At 62.0% G+C, this 418-nt stretch carries 1 protein-coding gene; it reads right to left on the reverse strand.

Annotated features, from left to right (window positions below; all coding sequences use genetic code 11):
- A partial coding sequence (locus I6F37_RS41820) for an HAD-IC family P-type ATPase (RefSeq protein ID WP_225154644.1) occupies positions 1-418 on the reverse strand: 418 nt, incomplete at both ends.

A 418-nucleotide genomic window follows, 5' to 3' on the forward strand; every position in this document is an offset into this window, starting at 1 on the left:
GCTGTGTCCTTTCCTACCCTCGTCGCCTCAAATCTGAAGCTGCCGGTCATGTTAAGGGTCGCGCCGATGACCTCGTCGCCCGCCTGCTTTTCGACAGGGATCGACTCGCCGGTGATCATCGACTCGTCCACCGAGGAGCGCCCTTCCAGCACGATGCCGTCTACCGGTACCTTCTCGCCAGGGCGCACCACCACCGTATCGGCCGTCAGCACCTCTTCCACCGGAACGTCCAATTCTTTACCGTCGCGCACCACTCGGGCGGTCTTCGGCTGTAGTCCCACCAGCTTCTTGATGGCCTCGGAGGTGCGGCCTTTGGCCTTTACTTCCAGGGCCAGCCCCAGCACCACGAGCGCAGTCACTACCACCGTCACGTCGTAGTAGACATCGGTGAACTCCTCTCCCGGAAAGAGCTGTGGGA

This window comes from Bradyrhizobium sp. NBAIM08, assembly GCF_020193935.1.
GTDB classification, from domain to species: Bacteria; Pseudomonadota; Alphaproteobacteria; order Rhizobiales; family Xanthobacteraceae; genus Bradyrhizobium; species Bradyrhizobium yuanmingense.